The organism is Pseudomonas rustica, from assembly GCF_018336155.1.
Classification (GTDB): domain Bacteria; phylum Pseudomonadota; class Gammaproteobacteria; order Pseudomonadales; family Pseudomonadaceae; genus Aquipseudomonas; species Aquipseudomonas rustica.
In genome coordinates this window covers 1-16,503 of sequence record NZ_JAGYHF010000022.1, presented here as the reverse complement: position 1 = coordinate 16,503, position 16,503 = coordinate 1, and the positions used below count along the sequence as shown (strand labels likewise).

The following is a 16,503-nucleotide window of genomic DNA, read 5'->3' as shown; positions in this document are numbered from 1 at the left end:
GTACACCGACATCGCGGTGCCGCTGTCGGTCACCAGCGCTTCCATGCAGGCACGCGCCGCGTACCTCAACGAAGGCTGGAACTGCATGAACCTGGTGAAGAACATCACCAAGCAAGACCCGCTGGAGTTCGTGGCAGGCCGCCTGATCTCCTACTGGCAGCGTGTTGCCCAGCGCCGCACCATTGCCACTGCAGTGGGCATCTACAACGACAACATCGCCTCCAATGGCGGCGACATGGTCGTAGACGCCGGCGGCATCATCAATCCAGCGGCAGTGATCCGCGCCAAGGGCACGATGGGCGACTACTCCGGCCAGTTGGGCGGCCTGAGCGTCATCGCCATGCACTCGGCGGTTCATACCGAGCTGTCGATCCAGAACCAGATCGACTTCGCGCCGGTTGCGGATCAGACCCCAGAGTTCGGTCGCTTCCAAGGTATGCCGGTCGTTCTGGACGACGGTCTGCCTGTGATCGGCACCGGCCCAACCGCCAAGTACCTGTCGATCATCTTCGGCCCGGGCGCTATCGGCTACGCCGAAGAGCAGCCAGAAGGTCTGGACGGCCTCGAATACGAACGTGCGCCGGATCGCGGCAATGGTGGCGGTACTGAAACCCTGTGGACTCGTCGCAACTTCGTTGTGCATCCGCTGGGCTTCTCGTTCACCAGCGCCACCATCACCGGTACCCCGACCACCACTCGCCCGATCTCGGCGAACTGGGCGGATCTGGCTCTGGCCACCAACTGGGAGCGCAAGTTCGCTCGCAAGCAGGTGCCTATGGCGTTCATCACCTCCCTCGTTACCGCGCCAACGCCGTAACCGGGCGCGCGGCGGGTGAGTTACCCGCCGCGCAGCATTGATCCAGGAGAAAACCATGACCGTTAAAAAAGACAACCACATCGACCCGAACATCAAGGCTCGCTGGGGCTTCTCCGGTGATGAAGGCAAGATCACCGTCGGCCCGCAGACCGTGGGTGAAACCGGTGGCGTCGATCACGCTCGATCGCGCATCGAAGAAGGTGGTGGCCGTAACAGTGGCGGTGGTGCCGAGCCGTCCCGCGAGGCCCTGCAGCTCGACGCTGTAAATGAGCTGACCGCTGGCCTTGAAGCGGGCGTGCTGAACCCCGTTGAAGGCGAAGGCCCAGCGATGCGCCTGTACGAAGCCCTGAACGGCATTCAGTCGGGGATGCAGCGCTTGGCAAGCGATCGCGATGCCGCTGTGAGTAAGTCGGAAGAGCTGCAAAAGCAGGTGGATGACTTGCTGGCGCAGGCAGAGAAAGACCGCTTGGCGGCCGCGACCGACCCTCTCGACGAACTGACCGTCGTGCAGATCAAGGAACAGCTCGACGCCAAGGGCGTTGGCTACAAGGTCAACGACTCGAAGCCTGAGCTGCTCGCTCTGCTGAAGGCCAACCAGTAATACCCGGGGCTTCGGCCCCACTCATTCAAGCGGAGGCCTGATGGCTACCTACATCACCGTGGCGGACGTTGACGCCATCCTCGGGGCTTCGTGGGCTCCAGATGACAAGAAGGCCCGGTCGGTGTTGCAGGCGAATGCCTATCTGACCTCGCTCAACCTAGTCGGCATCGACATGGACGCCATCCCGGAAGAGGTGAAGCAGGCCGGCGCCGAGCTGGCGGTTGTCGCCTCCGAGGGCAAGCTGTACCAGCAGCATACCGAGGGATCGCTGGAGGCCAAGACGGTGAAGGCCGGATCGGTGACAACCAGCAAGACATTCGCCTCGATCGACACCAGCAAGTCGACCGCGCTGCCCGATGGTGTCCAGTTCGCACTTGGGCTGCTCGCGCAATGGCGCACCAGCGGCTTCAGCTTCAACGTGTACAGGTGACCTATGGGCCTACGTGAAGAGATTCAGGCTGATCTGGCTGAGGCCTTCGACACTGACCTGGCGGACGCCGTGAAGCCATTCAGCGGTGGCGTGACGCTGCCGGGAACGTGGGATCCGGTCACTGAGGCGGCGGGCGACCCCGTTGTCATCGCCTACACCGGCCGAGGTGTGTTCGATGCATTCAAGATCGCACAGGTCGACGGCGTGAACATCCGCGCCACCGACCAACTGCTGATCGCGCTGACCAACGAAACGATTGGCGGGGTTCCGGACATCGGCCACAAGATCAACGATTTCGACGTGGTCAATGTCCAGACTGATCCGGCCGGCGCCCACTACGAGATCCAGCTGAGGAAAGTCTGATGACCACCAAAGCAGGCTGGAGCCATAGCCTCACCGAGTTTGCCGATCAGGCTGGCGAGGACATCACCCAGATGGCGCGCGTCATCGCGACCGCCATGCTCACGGAGGTGGTGAACCGCTCACCGGTCGGCAACCCCGACCTGTGGCAGGCCAACGTGGCGCTGCGCACGAAGAACGTGGCGCTAGCTGATGCGTACGACGCGAACGTCGATGCTCGCAACGCGGCGCGCACTGGCGGCCGGGCCTACAAGAAGCTGACCAAGCGCGAGCGCGAAGAGAACTATTTCGTCAAAGCGAAGGCGGCAGGTAAGAGCTACATCGGCGGCACGTTCCGAGGCAGTCACCTGGTCTCGATTGGCGCACCCGATATGACCGTGACCGACAACGTCGATCCCTCCGGCGGCGAAACGATCAGCAAAGGCAGCATGCTCATTAAGGCCTCGGGAAAATTTCCGGTCATCTATATCCAAACGAACAGCCCCTACGGCGAGATGCTGGAGTTGGGGCATTCCACACAGGCGCCCGGCGGGGTTTATGACCTCGCGTTTATAGGCGTATCCGAGGCCTACACATGACCTTCGAGCAGATCAGGTTGCTTATCACCGGTCGCATGGTCGCCTTCACCGGCATTGACCAGGCGTGGATCGATTACCCGAACCAGCCGGATGTGTTTAGGCCACCGGCGACCGGCCTCTGGTGCCGGCTGAATATCCAGTACGCCTCGGCCTTCATGGCTGGTATGGCCGACCGACCGCACACCCGCAAGCCCGGGCAGATAAGCATTCAGTGCTTCGCCCGCGAGCGCACCGGCACCAAAGCGATCAACGAACTCGCCGACGCGCTTGAAGCGCACTTCGCCTACTGGATGTCCGGGGACCTTGAATGCATGGAAGCCAGCCAAGTGGTCGCCGGCGAGTTCGAGGGCTTCTACCAAATCAACGTCAACATCCGGTTTCGCGCCGGCTGACAGCAAAGCAACTGCCACGCCCGCGCCTGCGGGTTTTTTTATGCCCGCGAATAGGAGGCTCCAATGAGCTCTGGCGCAAAAGTTGTAAGCCACATCATTGCGGAGGTGACGCCCGGCGTTACTCCCGCCGGCACCTGGGATACGCTGCGCCTCACCGGCAACGCGCTGACCCCGACCGTCAACACCGAAGTCAGCGACGAAATCACCGACACCCGTCTGAGCCAAGGATCGGTGGCCACCAGCATCGATATCGGCGGCGATCTGACGGCCGAGTTCTCGTTCGGCTCGTTCGACCAATTACTCGGAGCCGCCTTCTACGGCGTCTGGACGGCTGACGTGCTGCGCGTGGGCGATACTCGCCACACCTTCAGCATCGCGAAGGGTTACAACGACGTAGGCGTCTATGGCGTGTTCAAGGGCGCGCACGTCTCGACCTTCGCTCTCGACATTCCGTCGGAAGGCAAGGTAACTGCCACCTTCAACATGGCGTGCCTGGATTACACCGACGGCGACACCCCGATTGTCGTTTCGCCGAATGCGCCGACCACCACCCCGTTTCTGTCGAACAACAACGTCGGCACGATCCTGGTGAATGGCCAGTCGCTCGAAGGCGTGGCCTGTGTCTCGGCCATGACCGTGAATCTGGACAACAGCCTGCAGACTCAGCGCTGCCTTGGCTCCGATCGTCTGGGCCCAGGCGCGCACATCGCCACCGAGGCGGCGGTCACCGGCAGCATCACGCTGGCCTGGTCGAAGCGAGCGTGGGAGATCTGGAAGAACACCTTCACGCGGACGCCGATCGCAGTTGTGTTCCCGATCACCGACTCGCTGGGCAACAAATACACGTTCAACTTCCCAGCCGTGGAAGTGGACGGCGAACTGCCGAATGGCGGTAAGCGCGACCTGATCGAGGTCACGCTCAACTACACCGTCGCCAAGCTCAGCCCGACCATCACCCGCGAAGCGGCTGATCCAACCCCGTAAACCCTTTGGCTCCCTCGGTTCAAACGCCGGCCGGGGGAGCCCTTTTATTGGCGTGGCGTTGAGGAATTGAAATGGCTCTGCAACTGGGCAAGAAGAAGCCGGCGATCGCCGGTGAGCGCTGGGCGAAGTTCGACGACGACACCAAGATCCTGCTCGCCAGCATCGACAACCCTGAATATCAAGTCGCCCTTGAGCGCATGCGGCGCCGCATTCAGCGCAATGACGCGCGATTTGAGGAAGGCCAGGTGGGTGTAGTCGCCGGTGAAATGACCGAGCACCAGAATCACTCGATGCTGCTCAGCCATTTCATCGTAAAGGATTGGGATGGCGTTCTTGACACAGAAGGAAGCCCGGTCAAGTACTCCCCGGCGGTTGCAGCTGAGCTGCTCGAGAACAACATCGAGTTCTTCATCTTCGTTCTGCGCGAAGGCGCGCTGGCCGCCAACGATGCTGCAGAGGAGCGAGCTGAGTCGGTGGGAAAGCGCTTGCCCGTTTCGAGTGGGAGCAAGAGTGGGGCGGGGAAAGCGAAAAGCGCCGCGCGGTCTACTCGCGGCTGAAGATGGCGATCCCCGGCGAGCCCGAGAATGACCCGCTGACCGCCTACCTGCTCAACCTGTACCGGAACGTGTCTCGCGGCCGGCGGTACATCGCCGGCATGGCGGGAGCATTTCCGCTGCCGCTCTCGGCGCGGGAGATCTCCGACTGGCTGGATTCGCACCCATCACCGCTGCCGCGCGATGAGATCGACGATGTAATGTTTGCGCTGGATGCGGTGTGCTTGGCCGGTGCCGACGAGTGATAAACATTATGCGGCTGCGCCGCCTGGAGACACCAATGAAAGATCAAAAACCGCTCGGGAGCGACTTCCCCGGCCATCAAGACGCAGGGAAGTTTCAAGACTGGCTTACTCAGAAGGTTTCCGAGACGACTCTGGCAAAAGACCTGCTATTAAAGATTCAAGCGGCAGCCGATGAGCAGACCGATCCTTAATGATCGACTTGTCATCTGGAAGCGATTCAAGAAGTGCTTTTGCTGCATCTGCAACCTTGATTCGCCCCGGAACATCCAGACTTGCGATAGCCGTTCCGATTACTTGCAGCGCAGCACAGACGCCTAACTCGAAGGGTGTCGCCACCCGTTGTTCTTCACTCATACCGACCTCCAGGTCATAAACGCGCCGAAATTGGCGCAATCCCAGTCCTTGGGCTTGCAGGCAAAGGACTGGGGTTATCCGTTGCGTGAAGGCGAGAGGCTACTATCAGGGCGAGCATTGGCGTTACTGGGCATTCGTACAGCCGCTTTGGCGCTTCCTGCGGATAGTGGTAGATTGCTGCCATTACTCAGGGAGGCTTTCGCGTGGCAGATATCGCTCAGTGGAAAGAGTTCGAAGGTGGGGGCAGGTTTAAGCTAGCCTCTCATCAGAATGAGATTTATCAAGCTGCTTTGTACGGCGCTCGCATGTTGATGGCGCTAACCGAGCGCAGCATTAGTGATGAGGAAGAGCATCAGTTGCAATGCCTGATGTTGGGTAAGTTTGTTGTGCTCGACTGGGATGAAGGTGTCACCGGCGTAAATGGTCGCGAGGTTTCCTACAGCCCAAATTGGGCCGCACATTTACTAAAAGGCAACGCTGAATTCTTTGTATGGGTAATCAGGGAGTCAGGCAACATTGGCCCTCAAGATAGCAAAGGTGCCATATGAGAGGCTTTGGCTTTCTGATCGTCGCCGTTGGATTCATCGTGATGATTGCCGCGACAACGATGGATGTTTCTGTTCCTTCCGGACTTGGCCGTGTTAACAACTTGGGGTTGATGGCCGACCGGCAGAACTACACCTTGATTGGTGGAGTCATTCTGATTGCCGGCTTGTTGATGGTGATCTTCGGCCGCAGAACCCAAGCGGCTCCCGAGTCAACATTCGATACTAGGCCTTGCCCACTCTGCGCAGAAAACATCAAAAATGCCGCGGTTAAATGCAAGCACTGCGGTGGCGATGTTGGTAAAGCATCCCCTCAAGCAGTGCCATCGCTGCGATTCGGCTGGGTTGCTAGGGTAATCTGCGCCGGCGAGGAAGAGCGGGTAAAAGTCTCCGACGCAATCGCCGAGGCTGGATTCCCTGTTGTCGAAATGCTCAAGGTTGGCGGCGTCGGCGCCGGCGCATTCGAAAGCAAGTCCGAAGCCGAAAAAGCCGCGGACGCTATTGAACAACGGCTGGGATATCCAACCACTGTGATGTTCCGCGACAAAATCAGCGGCGACTACAGCTGATTACATTTCAGATTATTTGAGCCCGCTATTGAGCGGGCTTTTTTTCGCCCGGAGAAACCTATGGCTCAGACCTCACGGCTGGTCTTGGAAATCGATAGCAGAGACGCTGAGCAAAAGGCTGCGGACACCCGCAAGGCGCTTGAAGAACTCGAGTCATTGGGAATTCCAACTCAGCGATCGATGGCGAAAGTTGGAGCGGGGCTCAGTGAATCTGGCAAAAGCGCTGATGGTGCGCGAAAGTCTTATGGTTACTATCGGGAAGAAGTTGAACAGCTTTTAGGCAGACTTGATCCTTTGCGGAAGAAACAGCAGGAGCTTGCCAAGAGCCAGGCGGAACTCGCTGCAGCCTTCAAGCGAGGAGATATCGGGGATGCCGGGTATAAAGAGTTTTCTAGCATTATTCGAGATCAGTCGACTGCCATTACGGCTCAGCGTGCCGCGCTCGGCAGCCTTAATGGCGATCTTGGTAAGACCGGGATGACAGCAAAAGCTACTGCCGCAGCATTGCGCGGTGTGCCGGCGCAATTCACTGACATTGCTGTCTCATTGCAAGCGGGCCAGGCTCCGCTTACCGTCCTGCTGCAACAAGGCGGTCAGCTCAAAGATATGTTCGGTGGCATTGGCCCCGCCGCAAAGGCGTTGGGCGGCTATGTTGCCGGCTTGGTCAACCCATTTACGATCGCGGGTGCGGCTATCGCAGCTTTCGCTCTCGCTGCCTACAAGGGCTACGAACAAGCCGAGCAGTACCGAAAGGCTCTTGTCATCACGGGAGACGCGGCCGGGCGTACAGCGGACGATCTGATCGCTCTCTCTAACAGCCTCGCAAAGGGGCGCAATTTCACTGAGGCTACTCAGGCAGTGTTGGCGCTGGCCGGCAGCGGCCGATTGGTTGGCGATGCGTTTACGGAAGTCGCCAGAGCTTCGACGGAGCTTTCCGTAGCCACCGGCAAGAACGCCGGTGAAATTGCTGATCAGCTGTCGCGAACGAAAGGAAGTGTCACCGATCTCGCTGCGGAGTACAGCGACAAATATGGCGTAATCACTCAAGCAGTTTACGAACAGATTCGATCGCTGGAGCAGCAGGGCAACCGCATGGAGGCCATCAAGGTGTTGGCGGGCACGGTGGCTGACGAGATGGGCGCCCGAAACAGGGAAATGGTTGAGTCAACGAGGGGGCTGGCAAAAGCCTGGGATGACGTAAAGACCAGCGTCTCCTCTGCATGGAACGAACTGAAAACCGAGCTTTCCGCTAGCCCAGAGCTGTTCAAGTTGCAGCATCTTCAGAGTCAGTTGGAAAGTGCACGGGAAATTGGCGACAAGGCCTTGATCACCGGCCTGGAGAAGCAGGTAGATCTTGCCCAAAAAGCGGTTGATGCGCAGGTTCAGCGCACGGAAGCGGCATCTCATGAGCTTCAGGAGCGAAGGACAACAATTTCGGCCGATGAGAAATGGTTCTCCATCACCAACAAGAACATGTCTGAGCAGAAAAAGCTCGCTCTGGACATTGCCGAGGCGAGAAAGGTTGGCCTAGAGGCGGGAAAATCTCAGGCTGAAATCGACAAGGAGGTCGCCGCCATTCAGGCGCGCTTCGACAAAAGCCAGCCGAAGCCGAAGTCGGTGACTGAGGATGCTGGTCAGCGGATGCTCGACGAGGCAAGGCAGCGCTACGCAGTTCTCCAGCAGCAAAACGCGCTCATCGGCAGCCAAGCCGACGGCACAAAATCACTCGGCACCGAGGCCAAAAAGCTGCTCGAACTGGAACAGCAAATCGCCGACCTCAAAGATAAGAAAACGCTCACTGCTGCACAGAAGCAGATCCTCGCCATGGCCGACCTAAATCTGGCGCAGCAGAAGCAAAACGCTTCACTGGAAAAGCAGACTGAGCTGTTGGCCACTGCTGCCGAGCAGCGACAAAAGCTCGCAGCGTTTCAGGAAAACCTGCAATCGCAGCTGAAGACCGCCCAGACCGGATTGGACAACGATTTGGCAGGCCTCGGCATGGGCGATCAGCAGCGTCAGCGATTGAAGGAGCAGCTGAGCATCCAGCAGTCGTACCAGTCACAGATGGATCGGCTGACCTACGACTACAACAAGAGCGACAGGTCTGCCGGCAAGACCGATCTGTACAACCAGCAGACCGAAGCGCTCCGTTCGGCCCTGCAAACCCGACTGGCCATGCAGCAGCAGTACTACACGGATGTGGACAAGGCTCAATCGGACTGGGCGCTCGGCGCTTCGTCGGCGTTTCAGACCTACTCGGAGCAGGCGCGCGACGTCGCCGGCCAGACCCGCAACCTGTTCACCAACGCCTTCAGCAACATGGAAGACGGCATCATCCAGTTCGTGAAAACCGGGAAACTGTCGTTCAAGGATCTGGCGGACGGCATCATCGCCGATCTGATCCGCATTCAGGTGCGTCAGGCGGCGGTCGGCATCTTCGGCACGCTGTTCAGTGGGTTGGCTGGTGCCGGTGCCTCCGCCGCAGGTAACGGTTTCGCGGCTGGCTCTGCTGCGGCCACATCCTCCAGCCTTGGCGCATCGGCTGCCGGGTACAGCTCCAAGTTCGGTTTCTCCGACGGCGGCTATACCGGTGATGGTGGCAAGTTCGAGCCGAAAGGCGTCGTGCACGGTGGCGAGTTCGTTGTCCGCAAGGAAGCGGTAAGCCAGCCGGGCGCGCGCGAGTTCCTCGAGCGCATGAACGCGAACACCAAGGGGTACGCGGATGGCGGCTATGTCGGCGCGACCGCCGCAGGATCGACCTCCAATGTTGTACCGATCTCGTCTGGCGCATCGGCTGCACCGGTCATCCAGCAGAGCTTCAGCTTCCAAGGTACGCCGGACGACGCCACTGTAAACATGGTCAGGGAGGCCGCGATGCAGGGGGCAAAGGGCGGCTACGAGCTGGTCGTGCGCGACCTGAAAATGAACGGAACCATTCGCCAGCTGATCGCACGGCGCTAAGCAATTTAAGGAGTACTGCATGGCTCTCACGTGGCCGGCTTCGCTGCGCCCGTCAGAAATGACGTGGGGCATCGTCAACAACAGCAGGGCGTTCACATCGACGCTGTCAAATGCCCAGCAGATCGTCGGCTACCCGGGCGCTTACTGGCAATGCACCTTGACCTTTGGGGTGCTGACCAGAGAGCAGGAGCGCGAGCTTTCAGCGTTTCTCGGGCGACTGGATGGGATGTTCGGCACCTTCAACCTTCCGGCCTTTACCCGCCGGCGCACCAACAGTGTCGGCGCGCTCTCAGTGGTCACCGGAAACGAGCAGGCGCGATCGATGGTCATCAGCGGCGCAACAGCGAACGCACCAGCCTTCAGCGCCGGCGACTACATCACCATCGCGGGCGAAATGTTCGAGGTTACCGATGCGGCATCGGCGAACGCGCAGGGCAGCGTGACGGTGTCGCTCAACAAGCGCATCCGCAAGACGCTCACCGCCGGCACCGCTGTCGAATACCTCAATCCGTATTCGGAAATGCGCATGACCACCGACACTTGGGCAATGTCCATCAAGCCGGTGATCGCGAACGGCAGCTACCAATTCAGGGAGGCTTTCTGATGCCATCAGCATTCCCGTTCAGCCAGAGCGTTGTGAACATCATCGCCACGGGCCGCTTCATGCCTGTCTACGCCGTGCAGCTCGACTTCGTCGACGGTATGGTCTTCGCGCACACCGGTACCGGTGATCTGGTGGTCGATGGCATCACCTACTTGGGCGTGGGCAATTTCGGCCAGGTCAGCCAGTCGCAGGAGAGCGACAACTCCGGCTCGCCAATGTCGGTCGAGCTGACGCTCAGCGGTCTGGATGCCTACATCCTTTCCGAGACGAACGTCCGGGGCTGTCGCGGGCGAATGGCAAAAGTCATATTCGTGGTGTTCGACGAGGCCGGCAACTACGCGGCGGATATTCTGTTCTCCGGCCGGATGGACGCTGCGAAGTTTTCCTTTGCTGGCAATGGCGAGGACGGCAACAGCATCACTGTCCCGGTCATTGATCGCATGGCCGAGTGGAGCCGCACCGGCACCGAACGATTCACCGACGAAAACCACCGCGCGCGCCACCAGGGCGACCGGTTCTTCTACGCCATCGCCCAAATGTCCGAGTGGCCCATTTATTGGGGCTCGAAGAAGGACGCACCGACATTCACCTATGGAAGCTAGCCATGCGCTACCGAGACTGGACAACCCGTCTGAACGAAACGATCAAGGCCGCCCAAGAGCGGCCTTTTTCATGGGGCGAATTTGACTGCTGCCTGTTCGCTGCCGACTGCACGGCCTCGGTGTGTGGTGTCGATCCGGCGGAGAACTACCGCGGCAAGTACACGACGGAGACCGGTGCCAAACGGCAGCTGAAGAAGCAGCACGGCAGCCTTGAGGCAGCGTGGGATGTCCACTTCGCCCGGGTGCCGCTGGGTTTCATCCAGCGCGGAGACGTCGTGCTGTACGACGCGCCCGGCGGCCGAAGCATGGCCGTGTTCTGGGCAGGAGATTACTGGGCGGCGACCGATGACGGCGCGGCCCGGGTTGAGTGCGAGCCATTGGCCGCGTGGAGAATTGAATGAGCGGCGGCGTTAAGAAACTCGCTTCAGTCGTCATCGGCGCGGTGGTTGGCTTCGCTCAGGGCGGCCCGTGGGGTGCTGTGGCTGGCGCAGCGCTTGCCTTTTACGCGGCGGAGCAACAGGAAAAGCTCAACACCAAGTCGCCGCTGCGTGACAACGAACCTTCGGCGCAGACCGTGCGATCGTCCAAAGCGCCTGTGCGCTTTATTCTTGGGCGAGTATCAACCGGTGGCGTGCTGGTGTGGGCGCAAGAGCAGGCCGGCGCACAAGGTGAGGGGGAATGGCTTCACCTCGTATACGTGCTGTGCGAAGGCGCGATCGATGCTCTGGAAAACATCTACCTCGGCGAGGAAGACATCGGCTCGTTTGGCCCGTTGGCCACCTACGAACTTGTGGTGAACCCGACTCAGGTGAACGCGTTTCTGAAAGCCAACTGCCCAGACTGGAAGGACAGCCAGATCGGGCGCGGTCTGTCCTACGTGCGCGTTTCGCTTCAGTACAGTGCTGAGAAGTTTCCGTCCGGTATTCCCGACACCCGCTTCGTGGTTCGCGGTCGTAACGATATCTACGACCCGCGCAGCGGTACCGCCGGTTACAGCGCCAATACCGCGCTGCACTTGCTGTGGTTCCTTCGCACCCGTTGCGGTGTGCCTGATGACGAGATCATGTTCGAAACGTTCGCCAGTGGTGCCAACGTCTGCGATGAGGCGGTCACCAATGCCGACGGATCTGTCAGTCAGCGCTATCGAACTGCTTGCGTGATCGGCGCCGACGAACAACGCACCGGTGTCCTGCAGAAGCTGGAAGCTGCGTCTGGCGGACACCTGCTCCGCGTCGGTGGTCGATGGATGTTTCAGGCCGGTGCTTACTACGGCCCGTACGACTTTGAGATTACCGAGGACATGGTAATCGGCACCGTCACCGGCAGCACCGAGCCAACCAACGACTCGGCAATCAACACCGTTCGAGGCACGTTCATCGACCCGGAACAGTCATGGACAGAGACGGATTATCCGGAAGTCAGCGTCGCAGAGTGGATTGTTGAGGACGGCGGGGAAGCAGCGGAAACGCTCACCTATTCGTATGTCACGGATCCTTACCAGGCTCAGCGTCTGGCGAACATGGAGCTGCGCCGGCGGCGGGCTGGCGGTGCGATAAGCATTCCGATGAACTTCGCTGGCTACAACTGCCGACCTGGTCGTGTGGTGCGCGTTAACCTGCCGTCGCTGAACATCCATGGCGAGTTCATCGTTTCGGATTGGTCGATGGGCGACAGCGAAGGCTGCACCGCTCAGGTCAAACAATACGAAGCCGCGATCTTCGGTGACGCCGTTGGCCAACCGTATAACCCTATCGGCTTTATCAACCTGCCATCAGGTGGACTCGGCACTCCGGGTGCGCTGACATGGACGCAGCACACCACTGCCGAAGTTACTCAGGGCGTGTTGTCGTGGATTCCGCCCTCCGGAATAGTGAAGGAGTACATCGTTATCGTCCGTCAGGGTGCGACCGCAATTCAGTCGCATAACGTTCCCGCGACGTCCGCCGAGTGCGCGATCAACGGCCTGCCTTCCGGCAATTACACAATGAGCGTGGCAGCGGTCGGGCCCATGGCCCGATCTGGGGAAGTGACGATCACCGTCAGCATCAACGGCCCGCCCATCCCGGAGAGCTGCGTGGTGCAGTCCTCGATCGACAATATCGTGCTGATACCGAGTAACTCCCAGAACGGTCTGAACGGCGGCACCTACGAGTACTTCTTCAGCACCGCGCCAACCGCCACTGCGGCGGACGCGGAGTACTTAGGACAAGGCCTGTCCTTCACCCACACCGGATTGGGTTTCTGGACGAATTATTACTATTTCATCCGCTCATCGAACGCTTACGGGAAAAGCTCGTTTCTTTATGTGCCTGCGCAAACCTCCAACGATGTTTCGGCTTATCTCGCCGCGATGGCGGGCAAGATCGGAGAAACAGAGCTTGGCCAAGACATAGTCGACAAAATCAATCTGATCCCTGGGCTACAGGATCAGATCGATGCACTCGACGGACTGAAGGGGTACGACCCCGGTGCGACCTACGTTGAGTACGACCTGGTCGTTCAGGGTAAGCGCATCTATCAGGCAACCGGCCCGGTGCCGGCAAATACGCCACCGCCGAACCCGACTTACTGGCTGGACGTTGGACAGACCGTGGAAACGGTGAACGGACTTGCTCAGCAGGTGGCTACCAATACCGTCGAAATCACGGAGCTCGACGGCGTGATCACCGCACAGGCCACCGCATTCGAAGCCCTCCGCGCCTCCTATCGAGACGATGATGGGGCTGGCGATCTCGCGGATGCGGTCAAAAGCTACAAGAGTACGGCGTCGCTTGCTTCAGAGTCGAAGGTGCGCGCCTCCGAGAACGAGGCAATGGCGCGGCGCATAACTACGTTCGACGTAAAGATTGGAGAGAACGCAGCCAACATCACCGAGCTTGAACAGGTGGTCGTTACCAACCAGCAGGCCACGGCGCAGCAATTAACCCAGCTCGGCACGACTGTTGGCAATCAAGGTACGCAGATAGGCCAGCAGAAGACGATGATCGAGACCAACGCCTCAATCATCAACGATGTGACCGGCAAGCTGGCTGCAACCTGGTCGGTGAAGATGCAATACAGCACCTCCACCGGACAATACATCGCAGCAGGTATTGGGCTCGGAATTGAGAACACTCCGGCGGGTTTGCAAAGCCAGTTTCTAGTCAGTGCTGACCGCTTCGCCATCGTCAACACGATTGCTGGAGGGGCCGTTTCAGTGCCGTTTGCCGTGCAAGGCGGGCAGGTGTTCATGAACTCAGCGTTCATCATGGACGGTGCGATAACCAACGCCAAGATTGGCAACTACATCAGCTCTACCAACTACATCGCCGGTCAACAAGGCTGGATCCTCAACAAGGACGGAACGCTGGAGATTAACGGCATTGTTCCCGGTCAGGGGCGGCTGGTGATCAACTCTCTCAACGTTTCGGTCTACGACGCGAACAATGTTTTACGCGTTCGTCTCGGCTATTTGGGGTGATAAATGGCTTACGGTATGCGGATCTGGGGTGCCGATGGTGCACTTCAGATCGATGAAAACGCCTTCACAATCCGCGTTGCACTTTCGACACTGGTGACATTCGCGTTGGGAGCGAACAAGGGAAGTCAGGATTTTTCAGTGCCTGGCGTTGGCCCCGGCAACGGAACAGCCTTTGTTATCCCCAACGGCGCCTACGCCAGCAGCCAGCTGCAGTTCGAGACGGAAATGCTTGACGGTGTTGTGCGCGTGTATAACCACACCCGCACTTATGCCGCGAGCTTCACCTCCTCAGGCACAATGAGATTGATTGTTATGAGGTGGAGCTGATGGCTTACGGACTTCAGTTCACCAACAACAGCAACGTTGTCACCCTCGACACTGAATTTGCCCGCCTGGTGGTTATCTCTTCTGGAAGGTTCGCTCCTACGGAAGAGAGCGGTTTGGGTTCAACCACCTATTTCGCACGGCCGGTGACGTCGCAGGAGCCGCCGTTGGTGTTTGTGCGCCCCGACACCGTCAATGCAGTTGCCGGCCTCTGTCAGATGAGACTCATCGGATCGGCCGGCAACTGGACGGGCTTTTACGTCAGGGCCTACAACGTGAATACGGCGCAACCGAACGGGAGATATTTTGTGGCCGCGTTCGCGGCGCAAGCCGTCGCGCAGTACGGGATGCGCTTGTGGGATGGGGGCGGCAGGTTGCTCTTCGATTCCGGCACTCCAAACGCAAGCTTCACCAGAGCCTTCCAGAACTGGACGTATGTCTCCAATGACATCGGTGATCAAGGCCTGACGCGGATCTTCTACTCTGTTCCGTTCGATTTTCCGCAAAACGAATTCATGCTGATAAACACCTTTGGCATGTCGATGACTGCCGGTAGCGCGATTCCCCGAAGCTTGGCGTGCTGGTGGGATTTTCCCAATGCAAAGCTCTACGCCATCACCGTCGCAGCTTCCAATCCATTCGCGTTTTTTCTGCCCGCGATTTTCGCAAAACAAGCCGCTTAACTTCTTTCAAAGGATGTAGCCATGCCCTGGTACAAAACGGGAACGGTCTCTGTCACCCAAAATTCCAACGCGGTGATCGGTGCGGGCACTGCCTTCATTGCCAACAGCCGGGTCGGGGATGGCTTTCGCGGGCCTGACGGTCGCTGGTATGAGGTGACCAACATCGCCAGCAATACCGCTTTGTCGATCTCGCCAAATTACGAAGGCCCGACAGCTGCTGGTGGCTTCTACTCGATTACGCCGGTTCAGGGATATCAGAAGGATCTGTCTGATCAAGTGCGCGCGATCCTCACCAACTACGGTGAAAAGCTGGCAGCGCTGGGCACGACCGGGAACTATGAGGTGCTTCCACCAGGCAAAGGTGGCACCGGCATCACCGACCTCTCTGCTTTCATTCAGGGCTTATTGAATGACGGGGATGGAGTAGCGGCTCGATCGACACTGGGCGCTGCAAAGTCTGGCGCCAACAGCGACATTACATCGTTGGCTGGCTTGACCGCTGCTTTAAGCGTGGCTCAAGGGGGAACCGGCGGAAACTCACAAGCCACTGCTCGAGCAGGCTTAGGTTTGGGATCCGCCGCCACTGCCACGCTCGGTAATAACGCCGGCAATGCAATGCCTGTTGGTGCTTTTGGGCTTGGTGGTCAAGCACCTGCATTCGCCAATATCGACGCGCTGACAACTACCGAATTTAAATCGATTGTGAACCCTGCCGGGACTCAGCCGGGATTTCCTTACGGCACAAGCTTCACGATTTCCTACAACGCCCAAACTTTTAGCCAGTTTGCGATGAGCGTTCTGGGTACGGAGCTGGCGTACCGTTACTACAACTCCACAACTGTTGGCTTCTCCCCTTGGGTAAAGCTCTATCACACCGGGAACACAACCCGAGGATCAGGCGGCGCGCTGTCTGCGGCCTCACCCATCGTGCGTATTGCGAGCGTCACAGACAGCCAGCGTAGCGATCTGCAGGAGCAGACCTTTGAGCCTGCAGGATCTTGGGGAGTGGCGAATAACGAGGCTCGGGGCGTCAGTGTAGAACGCCTAGATGCTGGTATTTACCGAGTTTCTGGCAGTCTCGGCCTCGCCGTGGAAGGCTGGCGCACTCAGGATCCGTGTTCGCCCGACGGCGGAAGAACGCTTGGAATCACCGAGAGCGAACAAGACACCGACGGTACCGTGACCATCCGACTATTTAAGCAGCGCTGGACGCTGTCCGACGACGGCGAGATGCTTCCCGGTCGCGGTGCGCCGCTGGATGTGCCGCTCAACAGTTGGATCGACGTCCGCTTGGAAATGCCGCAGCCAGATTATCAGCCGCCGCCGAACGATCCTGTAAACGAATAACAGCCCGCCATTGAGCGGGCATTTTTTTGCCTGGAGAAAAGTTATGAGTGCTACCGAGAAAGATCGCGACGTCCTTGCACGCACTTTGTGGGG

20 protein-coding genes are annotated in these 16,503 nt (G+C 59.1%); 19 read left to right on the top strand and 1 reads right to left on the bottom strand.

Annotated features, from left to right (window positions below):
- The 9 genes from KFS80_RS26295 to KFS80_RS26255 all read left to right on the top strand — a co-directional run.
- A partial coding sequence (locus tag KFS80_RS26295; protein WP_212546411.1) for a coat protein occupies positions 1-817 on the top strand: 817 nt, incomplete at its 5' end.
- Between the two features lie 55 nt (positions 818-872).
- The gene (locus KFS80_RS26290; RefSeq protein WP_212546410.1) at positions 873-1,418 is read left to right on the top strand and encodes a hypothetical protein; all 546 of its coding nucleotides are present in this window, start codon (positions 873-875) and stop codon (positions 1,416-1,418) included.
- 40 nt (positions 1,419-1,458) lie between these two features.
- Complete coding sequence (locus KFS80_RS26285) at positions 1,459-1,848, top strand: DnaT-like ssDNA-binding protein (RefSeq protein ID WP_212546409.1); 390 nt, start codon at positions 1,459-1,461, stop codon at positions 1,846-1,848.
- Positions 1,849-1,851: 3 nt separating this feature from the next.
- Positions 1,852-2,211: a hypothetical protein gene (locus KFS80_RS26280; RefSeq protein ID WP_212546408.1), complete on the top strand. Its 360-nt coding sequence runs from the start codon at positions 1,852-1,854 to the stop codon at positions 2,209-2,211.
- The gene (locus KFS80_RS26275; protein WP_212546407.1) at positions 2,211-2,786 is read left to right on the top strand and encodes an HK97 gp10 family phage protein; all 576 of its coding nucleotides are present in this window, start codon (positions 2,211-2,213) and stop codon (positions 2,784-2,786) included. The genes KFS80_RS26280 and KFS80_RS26275 overlap by 1 nt, the downstream gene beginning before the upstream one ends.
- Entirely contained in the window at positions 2,783-3,178 is a 396-nt protein-coding gene (locus KFS80_RS26270) for a hypothetical protein (protein WP_212546406.1), read from the top strand. Before KFS80_RS26275 ends, KFS80_RS26270 begins: the two co-directional genes overlap by 4 nt.
- Before the next feature lie 63 nt (positions 3,179-3,241).
- Positions 3,242-4,162 carry a phage tail tube protein gene (locus KFS80_RS26265; RefSeq protein ID WP_212546405.1) on the top strand — a complete coding sequence of 307 codons (921 nt, stop codon included), beginning with the start codon at positions 3,242-3,244 and terminating at the stop codon, positions 4,160-4,162.
- 71 nt (positions 4,163-4,233) lie between these two features.
- Complete coding sequence (locus tag KFS80_RS26260) at positions 4,234-4,719, top strand: hypothetical protein (RefSeq protein ID WP_212546404.1); 486 nt, start codon at positions 4,234-4,236, stop codon at positions 4,717-4,719.
- 2 nt (positions 4,720-4,721) lie between these two features.
- Complete coding sequence (locus KFS80_RS26255; protein WP_212546403.1) at positions 4,722-4,961, top strand: hypothetical protein; 240 nt, start codon at positions 4,722-4,724, stop codon at positions 4,959-4,961.
- A 105-nt stretch (positions 4,962-5,066) separates the two neighbouring features.
- Here the strand turns inward: KFS80_RS26255 and KFS80_RS26250 are convergent, their stop codons facing one another.
- Positions 5,067-5,315, bottom strand: coding sequence for a hypothetical protein (locus tag KFS80_RS26250; RefSeq protein WP_212546402.1), 249 nt, complete (start codon positions 5,313-5,315; stop codon positions 5,067-5,069).
- 203 nt (positions 5,316-5,518) lie between these two features.
- Here KFS80_RS26250 and KFS80_RS26245 point away from each other — a divergent pair, with 203 nt between their 5' ends.
- The 10 genes from KFS80_RS26245 to KFS80_RS27050 are packed head-to-tail and all read left to right on the top strand — an operon-like array spanning position 5,519 to position 16,410.
- Positions 5,519-5,863 (top strand): hypothetical protein, encoded by a 345-nt coding sequence (locus KFS80_RS26245; protein ID WP_212546401.1) that lies wholly within the window; start codon positions 5,519-5,521, stop codon positions 5,861-5,863.
- Positions 5,860-6,429 carry a hypothetical protein gene (locus tag KFS80_RS26240; RefSeq protein WP_212546400.1) on the top strand — a complete coding sequence of 190 codons (570 nt, stop codon included), beginning with the start codon at positions 5,860-5,862 and terminating at the stop codon, positions 6,427-6,429. Before KFS80_RS26245 ends, KFS80_RS26240 begins: the two co-directional genes overlap by 4 nt.
- 60 nt (positions 6,430-6,489) lie before the next feature.
- Positions 6,490-9,390: a phage tail tape measure protein gene (locus tag KFS80_RS26235; RefSeq protein ID WP_212546399.1), complete on the top strand. Its 2,901-nt coding sequence runs from the start codon at positions 6,490-6,492 to the stop codon at positions 9,388-9,390.
- 19 nt (positions 9,391-9,409) lie between these two features.
- The gene (locus KFS80_RS26230; RefSeq protein WP_212546398.1) at positions 9,410-9,994 is read left to right on the top strand and encodes a hypothetical protein; all 585 of its coding nucleotides are present in this window, start codon (positions 9,410-9,412) and stop codon (positions 9,992-9,994) included.
- A complete protein-coding gene (locus KFS80_RS26225) occupies positions 9,994-10,596 on the top strand; it encodes a hypothetical protein (protein ID WP_042559959.1) in 603 nt (200 codons plus the stop codon). Before KFS80_RS26230 ends, KFS80_RS26225 begins: the two co-directional genes overlap by 1 nt.
- Before the next feature lie 2 nt (positions 10,597-10,598).
- Positions 10,599-10,997 (top strand): DUF6950 family protein, encoded by a 399-nt coding sequence (locus KFS80_RS26220; protein ID WP_042559958.1) that lies wholly within the window; start codon positions 10,599-10,601, stop codon positions 10,995-10,997.
- The gene (locus KFS80_RS26215) at positions 10,994-14,056 is read left to right on the top strand and encodes a phage tail protein (RefSeq protein WP_212546397.1); all 3,063 of its coding nucleotides are present in this window, start codon (positions 10,994-10,996) and stop codon (positions 14,054-14,056) included. The genes KFS80_RS26220 and KFS80_RS26215 overlap by 4 nt, the downstream gene beginning before the upstream one ends.
- Positions 14,057-14,071: 15 nt before the next feature.
- The gene (locus tag KFS80_RS26210) at positions 14,072-14,383 is read left to right on the top strand and encodes a hypothetical protein (RefSeq protein WP_212546412.1); all 312 of its coding nucleotides are present in this window, start codon (positions 14,072-14,074) and stop codon (positions 14,381-14,383) included.
- Positions 14,383-15,063: a hypothetical protein gene (locus KFS80_RS26205; RefSeq protein WP_212546396.1), complete on the top strand. Its 681-nt coding sequence runs from the start codon at positions 14,383-14,385 to the stop codon at positions 15,061-15,063. The genes KFS80_RS26210 and KFS80_RS26205 overlap by 1 nt, the downstream gene beginning before the upstream one ends.
- Positions 15,064-15,084: 21 nt before the next feature.
- Positions 15,085-16,410 carry a phage tail fiber protein gene (locus KFS80_RS27050; protein ID WP_246542033.1) on the top strand — a complete coding sequence of 442 codons (1,326 nt, stop codon included), beginning with the start codon at positions 15,085-15,087 and terminating at the stop codon, positions 16,408-16,410.
- Positions 16,411-16,503 lie beyond the last annotated feature (93 nt).